This is a genomic window from Curtobacterium sp. AC273 (assembly GCF_979253735.1).
The window spans coordinates 1-16,969 of record NZ_CEEDDU010000013.1 but is presented as its reverse complement, the minus strand read 5'-3'; the positions used below and the strand labels follow the sequence as shown (position 1 = coordinate 16,969).

The window sequence follows — 16,969 nt, the reverse complement described above, 5'->3', positions numbered from 1 at the left end:
CGGGCGGCGCTGGTTCGTGGTTCGAGGGTGCGTTCGCACAACGCAAGCGCGTTCGAGCCGTGGCGATGCGCGGCTCGGGCGTCCGTGCGTTGTGCGGGAGGGGCAATGGGAGCCGGCCGTGTGCCGGGCAGGAGGGTGCGGGGCGGGGTGGGGCGTGCCTCCAGGCCGGCTCGCGAGGCGCGTCGTCAGCCCGGTGCAGTGCCATCAGTGGCGCGTCGGACGTAGCGGCGGGTGCCTCGGAGTTGGCGGCTCCAGATGGCCAGGAAGACGGCCGCCACGATCACGAGCACCGCGCACAGGGCGCGACTGAAGCTGACGCTGAAGCCGTCGTCGTCGACCCGAGTTGGCGAAACAGGCGCTGCGGGCCAGAGATGCCTGCGTAGGGCAGGAGGAACTGCGCGCCCACGCGAGGGATTTGAGTAGACGAGCGCGACGCGGGCGTAGACGAACGCGGTTGCGCCCGGTTCGGAGTCGCTCGGGACGATCGGACGGCCGGCGCTGACCCGGACTTCGGAGGAGCGACTGGCCTCGCGGGGCGACGCAGCAGGACGCGGAGGGTGTGCGGCTGGGCCGGTCGTCATCCACATGAGCGAGGAAGGCTCCGGCGAGACCCGCGACGGTCATCGCCCAGCCGACGACCTGGACGGCACGGTCCACGGCGTCGACGTGGGGGATGAACCAGCCGAGGACCGCACCAGCGAGGAGCCCACCGAGGACGACGACGAGCGTCCGTCGACGAAGCGCGTCGTGCGCAGGCTTCGAGCTTCTCCATGCGGGCAGCAGGCGGTGCGGCGGCGGCGCAGCGGCTGCGCGATCGGACCCTGTGGGCGCTGGAGCAGCACCCAGTACAGGCCGACCGAGGGGACGGGCGCCAGGACGAGGGCGAGGACCATCAGGCCCACGGCGACGAAGCCCTTCGACGGGTCGCGGAGCGGGTCGACAGCAGCTCCGGCCTGCGACGGAGTTCGTACTCGATCGCGGTCAGGGACAGGCTCGTCAGGACCATCGTGCCGATGTAGAGGCCGTGCGAGACGCGGTCGTCGTCGCCTCCGGTGTCGAGCAGGTTCGCGGCGAACAGCAGGAACACGATGCTGATCAGCCAGACGAAGTTCAGCCGCATCACCTGCGGGTTGTAGGAGCGGACGTGCTCGAAGACCTGGTGGTGCAGGGTCCAGAAGCGCGCGATCACCCAGAACGTGACGAGGAACTCGAGCAGCGCCGGCCGGGCCTTGCCGAGCAGGTCCCCGGCGGTCTCGTCGCGGCTCAGCTCGCCGGCGAGGTCGACCAGCGGGAGGATGAGGATCGTGATCGCGATGGCGACCGTCGCGTCGGAGAAGTTCACGAGGCGGTCGAGGCCGCGGTCGGTGCGTGCCTGCTCGGTCTGCTCGCTCATGGGCTGAGTGTGGGAGGCCCGTAGCATCGGGAGCGTGAGCTTGACGTGACACTTGGCCGAGTACCGACACTTCAAGGGCGGGGAGTACGAGGTGGTCCTGCTGGCGAAGGACGTCGAGACCGAGGAACCGGTCGTCGTGTACCAGGCGCTGTACGGGGAGCGCGGGCACTAGGTGCGGTCCCTTGCGGACTTCACGGCGCACGTCACGCGCGACGGGTACGACGGGCCGCGGTTCGTGCCGATGGTCGACGGTGACGGTGACGGTGCCGGCGCCGGCGACGTGCGCGACCGGCGCCCTCGCGGTGATCGAGCTCCAGCAGCACCGGTCCGCGTGGGGCGGGACGACTTCCGGTCCGAAGCCGAGCGCCTCCGTTCCGCGCTGGCGGGCAAGGTGACGGCGCTGGAACACATCGGGAGCACCGCCGTGCCCGGCCTGGTGGCGAAGCCGGTCATCGACCTGGCGGCGAGGGCGGCCGAGGATGTGGACGTCCTCTCGCTCGGCCCGACCGTCGAAGCGCTCGGCTACTGAGCAGCTACCTCGAGCCGGGCCGAAGAACCACGGCGTGTACGTGCGTTCGACCGGGACTGCCCGCACCCACCATCCTGCACGTCTTCCGCGCCGACGAGTGGGAGCACTGCAACCAGCGGCTCTTCCGTGACGCCCTGCTCCGGCGACCCGGACGCGCGAGCCCGGTACGGAGCGGCGAAGGAGGCGCCGCCGCGGCGGAGGACGGGCGCGCGTACACGGCCTGGACAAGCGGGCGGTCGTCGAGGAGATCCTCAACGAGGAACGGGCTCGTCGAGGTCTGCCGCCGACGTCGGCCTGGGACAAGTGAGGGATCAGGACAGCGTCGCTGTCGGCGGGCGGCCCTAGGCTTCCAGGGCACCAGAGGACGAGGGGGAACGCATGCAGATCGGCGTCGACGGGAACGTGCTGCTCAGCCCGAGCGACCTCTCCACCTGGGCTGCCTGCGAGTGGGCCTCTTCCTCCGCCGCCTCGACGTGAAGCTCGGCCGCGGAGACGCCCACCTGCCGGAGTCGCACGACGACATGCTCGAGCGCACCGCCCGGCTCGGCGACCAGCACGAGCTCGACTACCCTCGCGATCCTGAAGGAGACGCGCGACGTCGCCCTGTTCGACCGCCCCACACCGCCCGACTACGCCGCGGCGGCCGAAAGCGGCGCTGGACGCCATGCGGAACGGCGCCGACGTCCTGTACCAACCGACCTTCCACGTGCCGGCCTCCGCCGACGGCAGCGGCTTCATCGGCTTCGCGGACTTCATCATCCGCAACGACCGCGGCGAGTACGAGGTCTACGACACCAAGCTCGCCCGGCACGCCAAGACCAGCGCACTGCTGCAGCTCGCCGCCTACGCCGAACGGATGCAGGCGCACGGCATCCCCACCGGCGAGCAGGTCCACCTCGTGCTCGGCGACCGGACGACGACCACGCACGAAGCTCGCCGACATCGCCCCGGTGTACCGCACGCAGCGCGCCGAGCTGCAGCGGGTCATCGCCGAGCGCATCGCGGCGGACGAACCGCTGCGGTGGGGTGACCCGCGCTATGAGCTGCGGGCGCTGCGACGTCCTGCTCGACCCAGGTGGCGGACCACCGCGACCTCGTGCTCGTCGCGGGGATGCACCTCGACCAGCGGGCGAAGCTGATCCGGCACGGAGTGCGGACGATCGACGACCTGGCGGACCGCACCGCGGCGGTGCCGGGCTTGTCGCGTGGGACGCAGGACAGGCTGGTGCGGCAGGCGCGCCTCCAGGTCAACACCGAGCACGCGCGCGACGCGAGCCGCGCGCCCGGCATCCCACACCAGCCGCTGTACGAGGTCCTCGACCCGCGCGCCCTCGAGCGCGATCCCGCGCCGGACGCGGGCGACGTCTTCTTCGACTTCGAGGGCGACCCGCTGCACACCGAGGACGGCGTGCACTGGGCCTCGACTACCTGTTCGGGCTGGTCGACGACCGCGCCGAGTTCACGGCGTTCTGGGCGCACACGATCCGCGATGAGCGGCAGGCGCTGCTCGACTTCCTCGCGTTCATCCAGGCGCGGCGCGAGCAAGTACCCCGGCATGCACATCTACCACTACGCGGCGTACGAGCGGACGCACCTGCTGTCCTGCGGCTCGGCACGGGGTCGGCGAAGAAGCGGTCGACGACCTGCTCCGGCGCGGGCGTGCTGGTGGACCTGTACCCGATCGTGCGGAAGGCGCTGGTGGTCGGCAGACAGCTACCGATCAAGAAGCTCGAGCCGCTGTACATGGGTGAGGACCTGCGCGAGAGCGACGTCACGAACGCCGCGGACAGCATCACCGCCTACGTCGACGCGATCGAGGAGCTCCGGAACGGTGACCCTGCGGCCGGGCAGCACATGCTCGACGAGGTCGCCGACTACAACGCCTACGACTGCCGGTCGACGCTGCGGCTGCGCGACTGGCTCCTGACGTTGCGGACGCCGGCGCCCGCGCGCGGGCCGGAGCCGGAGCCGTCCGAGCTCCTGCCGCCCATCCCCGTCGACCGCGAGCCGAACCCGGTGTCCGTCGCGCTCGCCGCCGAGCTCGAGGACGTCGAGGCTCTGGACCGCACGCCCGACCAGACCGCGTTGGCGCTCGCCACAGCCGCCATCGACTGCCACCGCCGCGAGGCCAAGACCTTCTGGCAGGACCACTTCGACCGCCTGCGGAACCCGGTCGACGACTGGGCGGACACCCGCGACGTCCTCGTCGTCGAACGCGCGTCCGTCGAGCGGGACTGGGACACGCTGCCGCGTGCCCGCTCGCAGTCACGAGGACTCCGGTTGTCGGGGACGCTCGCGCCCGGTTCGCGGCTCCGGCCTGGAGGCGCCCCACCTCGTCTACGACGACCCACTCCCCGCCATCGGTCGACTCCCCGGGCCCGGGTCGAAGGGCGCATCGGCTCGCGCGGTCGTCCTCGACGTCAGCGACAACGGCGACGCCACCGAGGTGCTGCTCAAGGAGAGCCTGCCTGCTCGGCGGCGAGCCGCACCGACTTCCCGGTCGCCATCGCTCCGGCAGCGCCACCGCGGGCGAAGCCCCAGCCCGAGGCGATCGCGGAGTGGGGCCAGACGGTGCTCGACGAGCTGCCGTCGATGCTGCCCGACCCGGCACTCGACCTACTGCGCCGAGTCCCGCCGCGCGGGGGGATCGCTCCGGTGCAGGGCGACGACACGGTGTCCGCCGTGGTGGCGACGCTGCTCGGGCTCGACCGGTCGTACCTGGCGATCCAGGGCCTCCCGGCACGGGCAAGACCTACGTCGGGTCGAACGTCGTCGCGCGGCTCGTCCGCGAGCACGGCTGGCGCGTCGGGGTCGTCGGTCAGTCGCACGCGACGTCGGAGAACTTCCTGTCGGCCGTGGTGCGGGCGGGTGTCGCCGCGGACCGGGTCGTCAAGGTCCCTCGCTCCGGCGCGGATCCCGACGACGTCGACGCTGCGGCGTGGACGCCGGCGAAGAACAACGCCGCCGTCGCTGCGTTCCTGGAGTCGTGCGAGGCCTCGGGCACCGGGGGAGTCGTCGGCGGCACCGCGTGGACGTTCGCGAACGAGACGACCATCGGGCGTCGCTCCCTCGACCTGCTCGTGGTCGACGAGGCCGGACAGTTCTCGCTCGCCCCGACCATCGCCTCGTCCATCACGGGCATCGCGGCTGCTGTTGCTCGGTGACCCGCAGCAGCTGCCCCAGGTGTCGCAGGGGTCGCACCCGGAGCCCGTCGACCAGTCGGCGCTCGGGTGGCTACCGACGGCGGGCACGTGCTGCCGCCGGAGTTCGGGTACTTCCTCGCCCGCACGCGTCCGGATGGAGCCGGCGCTGACGGCGTCGGTGTCCCTCGTTGTCCTACGACGGGCAGCTCGCGTCGATGGTCTCCGGACGGCACCTCGGCGAGCGCCGACCCCCGGCGTGCACGCGGTGCCGGTCGCGCAACGCCGGGAACACGACGTCCTCGCTCGAGGAGGCCGCCCGTGTCGTGCAGCTCGCGCGGGACGTCGTCGGACGCCGCTGGGTCGACGGCGACGTGTCGCGTGACCTCACCGACGAGGACGTCATCGTCGATCAGCGCCCCTACAACGCCAGGGTGCGGTCATCCGGCAGGAACTCGACCGGGCCGGCATGGGGGGGACCCAGGTCGGCACGGCCGACACTGTTCCAGGGGCGCGAGGCCGTCGTGTCGATCGTCTCGCTGGCGGCGTCGAGCGCTGCCGACATCCCGCGTGGGCTCGACTTCCTGCTCATGCCGAACCGGTTGAACGTGGCGTTGTCGCGGGCGAAGTGGGCGGCGTACCTCGTGTACTCGCCGGCGCTTGACCACGGGGTTGCCGCCGTCCATCGCCGGGCTGTCGTTGCTGTCGCGGTTCATCAGCTCGTCGAGCCGCGCCGCTGACGACGCGGTCTGACGCCGGAGCTCAGCCGCCCTGCACCGTGCCGACTATGCAGAACTTGTAGGTGGCGATCGCTCCGAATCGCGATCCGACGACCGTGATCGACCACCCGACCGGTCTGCCTGAGGACACGGAGCAGAGGACGCGCGCCGTCAGGAAGGGCGGCCGCGGCCCGGCCATCGGGCAGCACGACCAGGTCGAATCGCCCCGAACGACAGTCAGGGTCTCCGGGAAGGAGCCGCTGGCGAACTCCTGGCGGAGCACGAACGCGAGTGTGCTGGCACTCTGCGAGCGCGGACTGTTTCAGCCTCGAACGAGGTGGGCGCCGTCCCGTTCGGTGGCCCGCCGGTCTCCGGTTCGGGTGCCGCGGCGGGGACGGGTTCCGCCACGGGGACCGCAGGCGCTGCGGGTGCGGTCGGCGCTGCCGTGGGAGCCGTCCGATCGGCATCGACGGCGGATCATGTCGATGGCCGTCACACCGCCGAGGACGGAGCCCCGCGATTCGATCAGCAGGGACAGCGCCGGCAGGTGCACTCCAACGACCGACAGTCCCACCCCGAGGACTGCGTACGCCATGAGCGCGGTACCGACGGTCTCGAGGATCGCGCCGCCCCGACCGAACGCACGAGCGACCGCTCCGTTCCGGTACCAGTCCTTCACCAGGCGACTGCCGACCACGATGGCGGGGATGCCGATCGAGGACGCGATGAACCCCGTCACGGACGCCCGACCGCTGCGGTTCAACCAGTGCCAGGACCAAGCTGCCCGCACCGAGCAGCATCGCGAGTGTCGTTTAAGGCCCACGGTCGAGTGGCGCGTCTCGGCTCGACGACCGCGGTTCTCGTCCGAGGACCTCGCGGCGTCGGACCGGGAGGAGCGTCGGCGAAGTACCCCGAAGGGGACCACCCTCGTGGCCCTGGACCGCCCAACGGCATCGTCGCCCTACTTCCTCGATGTCGCCTCCATCCTGCCGTCGGCCCGGGAGATGAGCGATCCCCTGCAGAACTGGGCGCGTGTCGTTCGCTCGACGAGGAACTGCCCTTCCCTCGCTTCCGCCACCGGCGGCGCGCCGCAGCCCACACGTTGGTTGCTTGTGACGGATGTCGGATCCGGACGACCATCTCGGGGGGGGGGGTTCGCGGTCCGATCCGACACGGCGCAGAACGCGACTGTCTCCGCTCGGGGTGCTGACGCCAGAACGAGGGCTACCGCACCCGGGACCCCTGGGACGGTTGCACCATGGGGGAAGCGAAGGGTGGCGCGCAGCTGACGCTCCGCGCACGGAAGCCTCGGCTACGCGGTGATGCAGGAGTGTCTCGCGATCCAGTCGGCCGCTCCGGCGCGGACGGGCTGGCAGCGGTTCTGGGGGCATCGATCCGCCAAGCACGAGGGGATGCCCGGTCCTGGTTCAAGGGCGCGATCGGCGAGCGGGACGTCGCACGGGCGCTCGACGCGCTCGGGCCGGAGTTCACGGTGCTCCACGCGGGTGCCGTCGGGAAGACCGCTCGACCGACATCGACCACATCATCGTCGGGCCGACCGGCGATCTTCTCGACCAACACGAAAAGGAATATCCGCCGGGCAGACGTCTGGGCGGCGGACGCACCCTCACCGTAACGGGCAGCGGACAACCGCACATGCGCACCGTGCCGTCGCCGAGGAGCGTGCGACGGCGCTGCTGTCCGCGGCCGCGGGTGGGCCGATCCTCGACCGCAGCCGGTGCTCGTGGTGGCGGCGGCGAAGCTGCGGTTCGGCGACAAGGCGGCCCCGGCGGTCGTCACCCACAGGCCGGACCAGGTCGGCGCGTGGATCACCGGGTTGCCGCGGGTGCACTCCGACGAAGCGGTGCGGTACCTCGCCGATGTCGCCGAGGAGCGCCGGACGTGGCACGTCGACGCGCTGGTCGTCCTGAACGACACGCTCCGCCATGTGCAGCGGTTCGAACGGCTCGAGCGGGAGATCGACCAGGCCCGAGGCGCGGCGACGACGCGCTGCTGCGGAAGGGCCGGGTCGTCGCGGGCCTCGAGGCACCGGCCGGCGGCCTGCTCGGCTACTGGTGGGCGAGCGGCTGCGATCTCGCTCGGGCAGTGACGCGACGGACGGGCGCGGACGGGTCAGCTCGTCGCGTCGCCGTGGTGGCGGCCGTCGTCGCCGCGAGCACGCCGGCGGTCATGGCTGCCGCCTGGATGTCCGACAGCACGGCGCGGACGGCGGGTGGAGGCCCACTCGCCCTCGCTGATCGACCGGACGAGGGCCTTGTCGACCGCGCCGAACTGGTTCCGCAGGGTGCCGGTCGCGTCGAGCAGACCGATCACCGTCACCAGGTACGGGGCTCGGCGGGGTCCGCTGCGCCAGCACGTCGGCAACCCGGCCCGGACGAGCGACTCCGGGCCGCCGTCGAGCTCGGGATGGCCGGGGTGGTGGTGAACAGCACGAGGGTGGTGCGCTGCTCCTCCGAGACGATGCCGCGCTGCAGGAGACCGGCCAGGACCGCGTCACGGAGCGGGCGCTTGCCGAGGCGCTGCACCCACCACCTCGCCTTCCGGCGGCGTGACCGACACGGAGTAGACAGCGCGCACCTGCTCGAGCACCCCGTCGAGGGCGGCGTCGCCGGTGGGGGTGCCGGTGGCGATCCCGGACGCGGCCGTCCTGCAACGTGATCGCACCCCGCATGGCGAGAGGTCCACCAGCGCGGCGCCGGCGAGACCGAGGTCGAGTCGTTGACCGTCAGTACTGCGACGCCCGTCGGGGGCGATCTGGAGCAGCGCGAAGGCCTGGGGGATGGGTCAGCAACTCAGCCATGTCCGCATGGTGCCACGCGGGGCGGAGGGGTGCCGCGCCTCCAGGCCGACGCGCAGGACACCGTGAGGTGCGCCGCGCGTCGGACCGGATCCACGAGTACTTGGCGGACTGGCCGCCGTCGATCGGGACCACCGTCGCGTTGACGTACGAGGCGTCGTCGGAGAGCAGGAAGGCGACGACGGCAGCGATCTCGGGCGCCTCGCCGTAGCGCTTCGGACGGGTTGACCTGGATGAACTCCTCGGCGGCCTTCCGCGGGTTCTCCGGGTCGAGCTGCTTCATCGAGTTCTCGATCATCGGCGTCCAGATCGCTCCGGGGGGCGATGGCGTTGATGCGGATGCCGTACTGGCCGTACTCGACGGCGGAGTTGCCGGGTGAGGCCGACATTGCCGTGCTGGGCGGCGGCGTAGCCGGACTGGTTGCCGATGCCGCGGATACCACCGACGCTCGCGGTGTTCACGACCATGCCGCTTCCCTGCGAACGCATGACCGCGAGCACCTTCTCGAGGCCGAGGAACACACCACGGAGGTTGATCGAGACGACACGGTCGAACTCGGCGGCGGTGAAGGACTCGGTGGGGTTCTGCTTGCCCTCGATGCCGGCGTTGTTGAAGAAGCCGTCGATGCGTCCGGAGAAGCGCTCGGTGGTCGCGGCGACGTACGCCTCGACCTGGGCCTGGTCGGAGACATCCGCGACAGTGGTCAGGACCTGCGCGTCGGGGGATGCCTCGAGCACGGCGGCCTTCGACGCCTCGAGCCCTTCGGCGGAGACGTCGACGAGGGAGAGCGCGGCGCCCTCGGTCGCCAGACGGACAGCAGGTAGCGCAGCCGAGGCCGGAGCCGCCGCCGGTGATGAGGACGGCGCGGTCGGTGAAGCGGGTGGTGGGCATGGGGTGGCCTCCTGGAGGTCTTCGACGGTGAAGGGGCTACTCGGGGTCCGCGCGGCGCTCGTGGTGCGGCGCAGGGCAGCTCGAGTCCGGTCCGGTGCAGCTGCATCGAGGTACTTAGACTACACCTGTCGTTCAGCGTTCAGCAGCCTCCGAGGATCCGGGCCATCGCATCGTGCTCCGCCGGGGCGACCCACAGTCGGTACCCGCCTTCACCGCGTGCACCTGGTGTCGACGTAGGTGCAGCGGAAGGACTTTGTCGGCCGGCAGCCAGGTCAGGCGGGCGTCGCCCGAGCGCTTCTGCGCGTTCGAGTGCCCGCCGACGGCGAAGAGGTTCTCCGGGTCGTTCGCCAGGGCCTCGCGTTCGGTCTGGCTGAGCTGCTGGGCGCCGGTCCGCCACGCGTTCTCGAGCGCGACGACGTGGTCGATCTGCACGAGGGTCGAGGTCCGGTTCCCGTGCACGAAGTCGACCGTCGCCCCGGTGTACGGCGACAGCGTCCCCGTCAGCACCGTGCACGGCCCTTGACGGGTGATGGCGGTGAGGTCCTGCGCCAGCACGTCGTTGCGGGTGTCGCACTCGTTCCGGTCGACGTCGAGCCACGCGGTGCCGAAGTCGCCCTCGCGGTCGTAGCCGGTCGCCGGCGCTTTGCCCTTGACCGGCAGGGCAGCGAGCTGGGCCTCGTGCGCTCGCAGCGCTGGTCGCGGTGCCGCCTGCGGTCGGACTGAGGCGCGGCTCGGCTCCGGCGCGTCGGGTTCCTTGCTCGGATGGTGGGTGCGTCGGTCGCGGCGGCGGTCGCCGCCGGAGCGGCTTCGGCATCGGGCGCGAGCACCCCGGTGGTGTGGAGTGCGTAGGCGCCGACCGCGAGGGCGAGGACGACGATGACGGACATGAGGCTGGTGCGGGCACGGCGTCGGCGGGACGTCATGCGGGGTGGGGCTCCTCGGTGGTGCGGCGGTGCGGGTCCGGCGGGACCGGGATCGATCTTCCTGTGAAGGACCGACATCGTCGGGCGTAGACACGGGCAAGGACCGATTACGCGAATCCGTCCGTGTCCGTCACCGGTGGGTCGATGCCGCCCGGGCTTCGGCACCCGGCAGATCCCCGACGCCGATGCTCCCGCCGCGGTGGGCTCGGCACTCGAGGCCGGCTACCGCCACATCGACACCGCCACGGGCTACAGCAACCAGCGCGGGGTGGGGAAGGCGATCGCATCGTCCGGCCTGGCCCGCGACGACGTCTTCGTCACGACCAAGCTCCCGCCGGACAACGCCGACCGTGTGCGCGAGACCATCGAGGAGAGCCTCGAGCAGCTCGGCCTCGACCACCTCGACCCTCTGGCTCGTGCACTGGCCGCCGAACGGCGAGGCCCGCCCGGACGTCTGGGAGCAGGTCGTCCAGCAGGCCGACGGCCTCACCCCGCGCGGTCGGGTGAGCAACTACCTGCTCGCGCAGATCGACGAGCTGGTCTCCGCGACCGGAACGACCCCGGCCGTGAACCAGATCAAGTGGAGCCCGGTCGAGTACGACCGTGCGGGATCGCCGACGGGCTGTCCGAGCGCGGGGTCGTCCTCGAGGGCTACAGCCCCTTCAAGGCGAGCAACCTGGTGGACCCGACGCTCGTCTCGATCGCCGAGGCGCACGACGTCGACGCCGCCCAGGTGATCGTCGCGTGGCACGTGGCGCACGAGTTCGTCGTCATCCCGAAGTCGTCGAACCCGAGCGCATCGCCTCGAACGCCGCCGGAGCCCGCATCGAGCTGAGCGCCGACGAGGTCGCACGGATCGACGCCCTCGGCCACTGACCCGGCGCACGCTGCGTCCGCACAAGCGCGAAGCTCTGGCCGCCGAACTGGTGCACGCCGCGGTTCGGCGTGACTTCCGTTGCGGCGGCACGCCGAACCGGACGCGCGCACGCCCGGCACGCCTGGCCCGCCCGGCGCCGCCAGCAGCCCCCGGCCCGCTCAGTCCAGCAGCGACCGGATGTCGTCGGCCGTCAGGTCCTCGGCGAACAGCGCGTCGTCGTCGATCATCGTGGCGAACAGCTCGGCCTTCTTCGCCGCGAGCGCGAGGACCTTCTCCTCGATGGTGTCCTCGGCGATGAACCGCTGCACGTTCACGGACTGCGTCTGGCCGATGCGGTGCGTGCGGTCGACCGCCTGGTTCTCGGTCGCGGGGTTCCACCACGGGTCGAGCACGAACACGGTGTCGGCCTCGGTCAGGGTCAGCCCGAACCTGCCGGCCTTGAGCGAGATGAGGAACGCCGGCGCGGTGCCCGTCCGGAAGCGGTCGATCACCTCGGGCCGACGCCGCGTGGACCCGTCGAGGTACTCGTACTCGATGCCGCGCTCGTCGAGCGCGGCGACCATGCGGAGGAACGCGAACTGGCTGAAGACCAGGGCACGGCGGCCCTCGGCGGCGAGCTGCTCGAGTTCGTCGAGCAGCAGTTCGAGCTTCGCGGAGGACAGGTCCTCCCGCGAGCCGTCGACCAGCGCCGGTGACAGTGCCAGCATCCGCAGCAGCGTCAGCGACCGGAAGACGATCATCCGGTTCCGCGCCAGGTCGTCGATCAGGTCGAGCACCTTCAGGCGCTCCCGGTTCAGCGTCCGCTCGTACAGAGCCCGGTGCTCGGGGTCGAGCGTCACTCCGACGACCTGCTCCTGCTTCGTGGCAGGTCGGCGGCGACGCTCTCCTTCGTCCGTCGGAGCATGAGCGGCCGGATCCGCTGTCGCAACCGCTCGGTGAGTTCCTGGCGCGCGACGCCCCGCAGGTCGGGGAGGCCAACGGCTTCAATGCAGTCGTCGCCGAACCGCGACCACGACGACAGCAGCCCGGGCGCGACGACGTGGAACAGCGCCCACAGGTCGGTCAGCCCGTTCTCGAGCGGCGTCCCCGTGATCGCGAACTTCACCGGCGCGCGGAGCTCCACGGCGGCGCGGTGCGTCTGCGACTGCGGGTTCTTCACGAACTGCGCCTCGTCGAGCACGAGCGCCGACCACGACAGGTCGGTGTACGCGGCCGCGTCGAGGCGGAGCAGCGCGTACGACGTGACGACGATGTCCGACGCGGCCGCCGCCCGAGCCACCCGGGCCGGGTCCTTCAGCGAGGTCGCGGTGACGGTGGTGACCCGGAGCGACGGGGTGAACTTCGCCGCCTCGTCCGCCCAGTTGCCGACCACGGAGGTCGGCGCGACCACGAGGAACGGCGGCCCCTCGGGCGAGGCCTGCCGCGCGGCCGCGATCATCGCGAGCACCTGCGTGTGCCAAGTCTTGCCGAGGCCCATGTCGTCGGCGAGCACCCCGCCGATGCCGTGCGACAGCAGGAACGACAGCCACGCGTAGCCGGCGTGCTGGTACGGCCGGAGCTCCGCGTGCACCGAGTCCGGCAGGGGGACCGACTCCGGCGGGGTCGCCCCGAGCAGCCCGGACGCGATCGTCTGCCAGCGTTCGTCGTGCGAGGTCTCGTCGGCGAGCTGGTCGAACTCTGACCAGAGCCCGGCCTGCAGCGGCGGGGCCACCGTCATCGGCTGGTCGGGCTCCCACTCGTCGAGGTCGCGCGCTTCGTCGATGAGCCCCTTGAGCCGGTCGAACGCCGGGTCGCCGAGCGACAGGTACGAGTTGTCGACGAGCTTCATCCGCCGGTCCTGCTTGGCGAGCGCCTCGGAGCAGCGGCGTGAACGGCACCTGCTTGCCGTTCACGGTGACGAAGATCCCGAGGTCGAACCAGTCGTGCTTCGGACGGCATGGTCGTGACCGTGATGTGCGGCCGTCCGGTCAGCCGCTCGTAGTCGACGCGCTCGCCCTGCACCACGGTGCGGACGCCGAGCGCGGGGAGCGCCGGCAGCAGCTCGGTCGCGAACACCGCGACGTCGGCGCCGTCGACGGTGCCGTCCACGAACCAGTCCAGTCCACCGCCCGGGCCAGCGCCGGTTCCAGGGCCTGGAGGCGCGGCTCGGTCCGCGTCGTCGGCCGTCGTCCCCGACGTGGTCGGCTCCACGGCGTCGTCCGCCGCACGCAGACCGCTCAGGTCCGGCAGGGGGCCGTGCAGCGCGACCGGGTCCTTCTCGGCCGTCGACGTGCCAGCGCCACCTGCAGGTGCACGCGGTCGTCCGTCCGGGGGAGTCGCGCCGGCTCGAAGGTCGCCGGAGCATCGGCGCTCGGGCGGCGTGCGCTCCGGGAGCGCGATCGAACCGTCGGAGCTGACGAGCCCGAGGGCGCCGCGCAGCCTCGGGGACCAGTCGGCTAGGAACTCGTCGACCTCGGCCGCGGGCACCGTGATGCGCGTGCCCTCGACGAGCATGCGGCGCTGGTCCTCGGGTACCGGGCCGGAGGTCGGGGCGAACACGACGTGGAACTCGCCTTCGCGGAAGACGTAGAGCCCGTGGTCGCCGATCAGTATCCGGGCGGCGCCGTCGACCACCGGCCGGCCGTCGAGGACCGCACTCGCCCCGAGCACCAGTCCGTCCTCGTGCTGGGCGGCATCGATGGAGCACCCGCGCCTCGGCGCCGAGCACCGCACCGCCCTCGCGCTTGCCGGTCACGAAGGCGATCCCCAGCGCCTGTGCCTGCCCGAGCAGCGGCCAGAGCAGTGGGCTGCCGAAGCCGTCGAGGTGGATCCAGTCGAGCCCCACCTGGCAGCCCGGCGAGCTGCCCGGCGCGGTGGAGCGCGTGGCGAACCAGGTGGAACCAGCCGTGCTGCTCGGGGGACAGGCCGAACCGGTTCATCGAGTAGGGGAGCGTGCCCCACGTCAGGCTGCCCGCGCACCCAGTTGCCGGCGTCGCTCCGGGTCACCGCGGACGCCGAGCCGCACCGACCGCGAGGCCGTGGGCAGTGCCCGACCGGCCGCCCGCGCGCGGGACGCGAGCCGGGCCGACACCGCGTCACGCAACTCGAACTGCAGGCCCATGGGCGTGCCCTGCGGAGCGACCGACTGCTCGTCGTCACCGGCGGCGGGCGCGAGGTCGCCTCCAGTCAGAGGGCGGCGGAGCCGGCGCTTCCGCACGTGGGCCAGCCGCGGCGGCGAGGCACGGGCGTTGATGGTGAGGAGCGCGGCGGCGACGTGCTTGCACTCGCCCTGCAGCGGCAGCGCCAGGTGCTGGGGGTGGACCGGCCGGACGAACTCGCCGCGCGCCGGGGTGGCTCGATCCGACCTGGTACGGGTCGTCGGCCGAACCGGAGACCGTCGCGGTGACCGTGCCGTCGTCGTCGTGCCAGTCGGCGTCGTCGACCAGGCCGGCGCGGACGAGGTCACGGGCCTGGCCGAACGCCTGCGGCCCGACGAAACGGATGACGTCGACGGCGTCGATCATCGGGGCGGCTGGCACGCGTCGAGTCTGCCAGGTGCCACCGACCGCAGCAGCGCGCAGCCGCGGCCATACTGGGACGGTGACGACCATGCGAGGCGAACTGCGATCCACGGCCACCCGCGAAGCCGAGGGCAGCGGGGATGACATCGAATCGGCTCGGCAGGCCGCGATCGCGGCGCTCGACCTGGACGGCTTCGAGTTGCAGTAGATCAACGCGGTCACGAGCAAGGCGACCTGGGAGATGATCGTCCGGGCGATCGCGCGGCTGCGGGAATGCCACTGCCGCACGAGGTGACCGGCAAGACCTCGCCGACGCGCTGCGGGCGTTCCGCGAGTCGATCCCCGAGGCTGGCAGGCACAGAACATGCGCGAGGTGCGGCAGTAGGCGATCGGCCGCTGCGCGCACCGGGTCTACTTGGGGGCGTCGGACCGGAGCCGATCCCCGGCAGGATCGTTGTCGGTCCGTCCGGGTGGGAGTCGCATGTTGCAGTCACTGGTCTACATGAGTTCGGCCTCCTCCGAGCCGTTCGACGAGGAGGCCCTCGCGGCGGTGCTCGAACACGCCCGCGCCGAACACCGCCGACGCGGGCCTCACCGGCATGCTCGTGCACCGGGCCGGCCGCTTCATGCAGCTGCTCGAGGGCCCGTACGACGCCGTGATCGCGACCTACGCCCGGATCGTCGAGGACCCGCGCCACGAGGAGGTCCGGCTGCTCGTCGAGGAGTCGATCCACACGCGGCGCTTCCCGGAGTGGTCGATGGCGTACGACCGCGAGGCCGACGGCGGCGACGTGCCCGAGGGGTTCAGCGGGTTCCTCGCGGCGGGGACCGGAGTGCGACACGAGCCGGCCGCGGGAGCTGCCGCGCTGGTTCCGGAACCACCCGACGGCGACCCGACGGCGTCGAGCAGCAAGGCACCGCCGCGAGGCGTGAACCCCGCGGCGGCGGCGCGCTGCGGCGGCCGTGCGCTGCCAAGCCAGTCGCCGATCGGCTTGCCGGTCGACTCTCCCGTCGCCAGCTTGCTGTGCCGGCGCGAGTAGCCGAAGTACACGCCGAGGCCGATCGCGAACCAGATCGCGAAGCGGACCCAGGTCTCCCAATTGCAGGAACGCCGAGCTTGGCCAGCGACGCGATCACGCCGATGATCGGGATCACCGGCATGAACGGCAGCCGGAACTGGCGGTCGAGGTCGGGCTGGCGGTAGCGGAGCACGATCACCGCGGAGCAGACCACCACGAACGCGAGCAGGATGCCAATGTTCGTCAGCTCCGCCACCGACGCCGATCGGCAGGACGCCCGCCAGGATCGCCGACGCGATGCCCAGGATCCACGTGACCCGGGTCGGCACGTGTCGCTTGGGGTCGGTCTTGCGAACCACTTGGCACCAGGCCGTCGCGGCTCATCGAGAACCAGACGCGGCTGGCACCGAGCAGGAACGTCACGAGCACGGTGATGATGCCGACGATGGCGCTGATCGCGATGACGTTCGCGACACCGCCGAGGCCGAGCAGACCGCGCGAACGCCGACGAGAAGCCCGAGGCGGGGGTCGATGTCGGTGTACTTCTGCATCCCGGTGAGGACGAGCGTCGCCAGCACGTACAGGACCATCGAGATGCCGAGGGACAGCAGGATCGCCTTCGGCATGTGCTTCCGGGCGTCGGTGGACTTCTCGGCCGCGGTGGACATCGCGTCGTAGCCGAACACGGCGAAGAACACGGTCGCGGCACCGGTCATGACGCCGCCAAGCCGAACGGGAAGTACGGCGAAGTAGTTCGCGCTGTCGATGTGGAACATTACCGAGCACCACGATGAGCACGACGAGCGCCACCTTGATGCCGACGGCCACGAACTCGAAGCGGGCGGCGCTGCGGATGCCACGGGTCAGGACGAACGCGGGAGCAGGCAGAGGATGATCCGAAGACGTCGATCACGTGGCCGTCTGCCGGTCCCGGGGGCGCCGAGCATCCAGGCGGGCAGGTCGATGCCGAACTGGCCGACCAGGAACCCGACGTAGCCGGAGATGCCGATCGCGACCACCGCCACGATCGCGGTGTACTCGAGCAGCAGGTCCCAGCCGATGAACCAGCTGACTGAAGCGGCGCACGAAAACGCGAAAGCGTTTCACGATAAATGCGAAAACGGTTAAACACCCAAATCTCCAAACTGAACGAAGTACA

The 16,969-nt window shown here is 71.5% G+C and carries 22 protein-coding genes and 2 pseudogenes; 9 read left to right on the top strand and 15 right to left on the bottom strand.

From position 1 onward, the window contains the following. Positions 1-620: 620 nt before the first annotated feature. Complete coding sequence (locus tag ACZ8AI_RS19930) at positions 621-893, bottom strand: hypothetical protein (RefSeq protein WP_464859585.1); 273 nt, start codon at positions 891-893, stop codon at positions 621-623. Beyond that, positions 893-1,393, bottom strand: coding sequence for a TMEM175 family protein (locus tag ACZ8AI_RS19925; protein ID WP_464859584.1), 501 nt, complete (start codon positions 1,391-1,393; stop codon positions 893-895). The genes ACZ8AI_RS19930 and ACZ8AI_RS19925 overlap by 1 nt, the downstream gene beginning before the upstream one ends. A gap of 52 nt (positions 1,394-1,445) precedes the next feature. On the opposite strand from ACZ8AI_RS19925, the gene ACZ8AI_RS19920 reads away from it, so the two are divergent. Together ACZ8AI_RS19920 and ACZ8AI_RS19915 are read left to right on the top strand one after the other, a co-directional pair. Beyond that, positions 1,446-1,565 carry a DUF1653 domain-containing protein gene (locus ACZ8AI_RS19920; protein ID WP_464859583.1) on the top strand — a complete coding sequence of 40 codons (120 nt, stop codon included), beginning with the start codon at positions 1,446-1,448 and terminating at the stop codon, positions 1,563-1,565. Beyond that, positions 1,566-1,922 (top strand): GrpB family protein, encoded by a 357-nt coding sequence (locus ACZ8AI_RS19915; RefSeq protein ID WP_464859582.1) that lies wholly within the window; start codon positions 1,566-1,568, stop codon positions 1,920-1,922. A 341-nt stretch (positions 1,923-2,263) separates the two neighbouring features. Here ACZ8AI_RS19915 and ACZ8AI_RS19910 read toward each other — a convergent pair whose 3' ends face one another. Then, positions 2,264-2,437: a hypothetical protein gene (locus ACZ8AI_RS19910; protein WP_464859581.1), complete on the bottom strand. Its 174-nt coding sequence runs from the start codon at positions 2,435-2,437 to the stop codon at positions 2,264-2,266. Between the two features lie 149 nt (positions 2,438-2,586). Between ACZ8AI_RS19910 and ACZ8AI_RS19905 the strand changes: the two genes are divergently transcribed. Genes ACZ8AI_RS19905 through ACZ8AI_RS19895 form a run of 3 tightly spaced genes read left to right on the top strand, consistent with a single transcriptional unit; the run spans position 2,587 to position 5,802 of the window. Then, positions 2,587-2,952, top strand: a complete 366-nt coding sequence (locus tag ACZ8AI_RS19905) for a hypothetical protein (protein WP_464859580.1) — start codon at positions 2,587-2,589, stop codon at positions 2,950-2,952. After that, on the top strand, positions 2,949-5,447 hold the full coding sequence (locus tag ACZ8AI_RS19900; RefSeq protein WP_464859579.1) for a ribonuclease H-like domain-containing protein: 2,499 nt from the start codon (positions 2,949-2,951) through the stop codon (positions 5,445-5,447). The genes ACZ8AI_RS19905 and ACZ8AI_RS19900 overlap by 4 nt, the downstream gene beginning before the upstream one ends. Next, positions 5,437-5,802, top strand: coding sequence for a hypothetical protein (locus tag ACZ8AI_RS19895; protein ID WP_464859578.1), 366 nt, complete (start codon positions 5,437-5,439; stop codon positions 5,800-5,802). Before ACZ8AI_RS19900 ends, ACZ8AI_RS19895 begins: the two co-directional genes overlap by 11 nt. A gap of 301 nt (positions 5,803-6,103) precedes the next feature. On the opposite strand, the gene ACZ8AI_RS19890 is transcribed toward ACZ8AI_RS19895, so the two are convergent. Beyond that, complete coding sequence (locus tag ACZ8AI_RS19890; protein ID WP_464859577.1) at positions 6,104-6,520, bottom strand: hypothetical protein; 417 nt, start codon at positions 6,518-6,520, stop codon at positions 6,104-6,106. A gap of 519 nt (positions 6,521-7,039) precedes the next feature. Here ACZ8AI_RS19890 and ACZ8AI_RS19885 point away from each other — a divergent pair. Beyond that, positions 7,040-7,417 carry a hypothetical protein gene (locus ACZ8AI_RS19885; protein ID WP_464859576.1) on the top strand — a complete coding sequence of 126 codons (378 nt, stop codon included), beginning with the start codon at positions 7,040-7,042 and terminating at the stop codon, positions 7,415-7,417. A 111-nt stretch (positions 7,418-7,528) separates the two neighbouring features. Further along, complete coding sequence (locus ACZ8AI_RS19880) at positions 7,529-7,891, top strand: hypothetical protein (protein ID WP_464859575.1); 363 nt, start codon at positions 7,529-7,531, stop codon at positions 7,889-7,891. A gap of 23 nt (positions 7,892-7,914) precedes the next feature. Here the strand turns inward: ACZ8AI_RS19880 and ACZ8AI_RS19875 are convergent, their stop codons facing one another. From ACZ8AI_RS19875 to ACZ8AI_RS19855, 5 genes and pseudogenes are all read right to left on the bottom strand, one after another. Next, positions 7,915-8,115 carry a hypothetical protein gene (locus ACZ8AI_RS19875; protein ID WP_464859574.1) on the bottom strand — a complete coding sequence of 67 codons (201 nt, stop codon included), beginning with the start codon at positions 8,113-8,115 and terminating at the stop codon, positions 7,915-7,917. Positions 8,116-8,117: 2 nt separating this feature from the next. Then, positions 8,118-8,327 (bottom strand): hypothetical protein, encoded by a 210-nt coding sequence (locus ACZ8AI_RS19870; protein WP_464859573.1) that lies wholly within the window; start codon positions 8,325-8,327, stop codon positions 8,118-8,120. Then, on the bottom strand, positions 8,296-8,583 hold the full coding sequence (locus tag ACZ8AI_RS19865) for a GPP34 family phosphoprotein (RefSeq protein ID WP_464859715.1): 288 nt from the start codon (positions 8,581-8,583) through the stop codon (positions 8,296-8,298). Before ACZ8AI_RS19865 ends, ACZ8AI_RS19870 begins: the two co-directional genes overlap by 32 nt. Next, positions 8,528-9,409: pseudogene (locus tag ACZ8AI_RS19860) on the bottom strand (SDR family oxidoreductase). Before ACZ8AI_RS19860 ends, ACZ8AI_RS19865 begins: the two are co-directional and overlap by 56 nt. Before the next feature lie 214 nt (positions 9,410-9,623). Next, on the bottom strand, positions 9,624-10,508 hold the full coding sequence (locus ACZ8AI_RS19855) for an HNH endonuclease family protein (RefSeq protein WP_464859572.1): 885 nt from the start codon (positions 10,506-10,508) through the stop codon (positions 9,624-9,626). 42 nt (positions 10,509-10,550) lie between these two features. On the opposite strand from ACZ8AI_RS19855, the gene ACZ8AI_RS19850 reads away from it, so the two are divergent. Continuing rightward, a complete protein-coding gene (locus ACZ8AI_RS19850; RefSeq protein WP_464859571.1) occupies positions 10,551-11,249 on the top strand; it encodes an aldo/keto reductase in 699 nt (232 codons plus the stop codon). Positions 11,250-11,449: 200 nt separating this feature from the next. On the opposite strand, the gene ACZ8AI_RS19845 is transcribed toward ACZ8AI_RS19850, so the two are convergent. The 5 genes from ACZ8AI_RS19845 to ACZ8AI_RS19825 form a co-directional block, all read right to left on the bottom strand. Further along, positions 11,450-12,130 (bottom strand): DEAD/DEAH box helicase, encoded by a 681-nt coding sequence (locus ACZ8AI_RS19845; protein ID WP_464859570.1) that lies wholly within the window; start codon positions 12,128-12,130, stop codon positions 11,450-11,452. After that, complete coding sequence (locus tag ACZ8AI_RS19840; RefSeq protein WP_464859569.1) at positions 12,127-13,119, bottom strand: SNF2-related protein; 993 nt, start codon at positions 13,117-13,119, stop codon at positions 12,127-12,129. Before ACZ8AI_RS19840 ends, ACZ8AI_RS19845 begins: the two co-directional genes overlap by 4 nt. Then, complete coding sequence (locus ACZ8AI_RS19835) at positions 13,116-13,940, bottom strand: hypothetical protein (RefSeq protein WP_464859568.1); 825 nt, start codon at positions 13,938-13,940, stop codon at positions 13,116-13,118. Before ACZ8AI_RS19835 ends, ACZ8AI_RS19840 begins: the two co-directional genes overlap by 4 nt. Before the next feature lie 292 nt (positions 13,941-14,232). Further along, positions 14,233-14,391, bottom strand: coding sequence for a hypothetical protein (locus ACZ8AI_RS19830; RefSeq protein WP_464859567.1), 159 nt, complete (start codon positions 14,389-14,391; stop codon positions 14,233-14,235). A gap of 34 nt (positions 14,392-14,425) precedes the next feature. Then, positions 14,426-14,881, bottom strand: coding sequence for a hypothetical protein (locus ACZ8AI_RS19825; RefSeq protein WP_464859566.1), 456 nt, complete (start codon positions 14,879-14,881; stop codon positions 14,426-14,428). A 509-nt stretch (positions 14,882-15,390) separates the two neighbouring features. On the opposite strand from ACZ8AI_RS19825, the gene ACZ8AI_RS19820 reads away from it, so the two are divergent. Further along, positions 15,391-15,831: a BLUF domain-containing protein gene (locus tag ACZ8AI_RS19820; RefSeq protein WP_464859714.1), complete on the top strand. Its 441-nt coding sequence runs from the start codon at positions 15,391-15,393 to the stop codon at positions 15,829-15,831. On the opposite strand, the pseudogene ACZ8AI_RS19815 reads toward ACZ8AI_RS19820, so the two are convergent. Beyond that, positions 15,804-16,883 (bottom strand): annotated as a pseudogene (locus ACZ8AI_RS19815) (APC family permease); the annotation flags it as partial. The gene ACZ8AI_RS19820 and the pseudogene ACZ8AI_RS19815 overlap by 28 nt on opposite strands. Between the last annotated feature and the right edge of the window lie 86 nt (positions 16,884-16,969).